General features: G+C 52.4%; 2 tRNA genes and 1 rRNA gene. All 3 read left to right on the forward strand.

The features are described from left to right. A 16S ribosomal RNA gene (locus tag CG67_RS06165) occupies positions 1-351 on the forward strand; the annotation flags it as partial. 72 nt (positions 352-423) lie between these two features. Continuing rightward, positions 424-500: transfer RNA gene (locus tag CG67_RS06170), tRNA-Ile, on the forward strand. A 108-nt stretch (positions 501-608) separates the two neighbouring features. Then, positions 609-684, forward strand: a tRNA-Ala gene (locus CG67_RS06175). The last annotated feature ends 11 nt before the right edge of the window (positions 685-695 follow it).

Here is a 695-nt window from a genome sequence, read left to right on the forward strand (position 1 = left end):
CGTCAAGTCATCATGGCCCTTACGAGTAGGGCTACACACGTGCTACAATGGCGCATACAAAGAGAAGCGACCTCGCGAGAGCAAGCGGACCTCATAAAGTGCGTCGTAGTCCGGATTGGAGTCTGCAACTCGACTCCATGAAGTCGGAATCGCTAGTAATCGTAGATCAGAATGCTACGGTGAATACGTTCCCGGGCCTTGTACACACCGCCCGTCACACCATGGGAGTGGGTTGCAACAGAAGTAGATAGCTTAACCTTCGGGAGGGCGTTTACCACTTTGTGATTCATGACTGGGGTGAAGTCGTAACAAGGTAACCGTAGGGGAACCTGCGGTTGGATCACCTCCTTACCTGAAGATACACTCCCGCGCAGTGCTCACACAGATTGTCTGATGAAATTAAAGAGAGCAGTAATCTTCTGCAGGCTTGTAGCTCAGGTGGTTAGAGCGCACCCCTGATAAGGGTGAGGTCGGTGGTTCAAGTCCACTCAGGCCTACCAATTCTTTCTCATACGGCGTTATGACTCCGGCTCGCATAGCAGGCTATGAGTCGCGAAGCCATGCCTTGTCTGAAAAAGAATAGGACACTTCAGAAAATTATCATCGATGGGGCGATAGCTCAGCTGGGAGAGCGCCTGCCTTGCACGCAGGAGGTCAGCGGTTCGATCCCGCTTAGCTCCACCATCATTCAGCAG

The organism is Tatumella sp. UCD-D_suzukii, from assembly GCF_000611875.2.
Lineage (GTDB): Bacteria > Pseudomonadota > Gammaproteobacteria > Enterobacterales > Enterobacteriaceae > Tatumella > Tatumella ptyseos.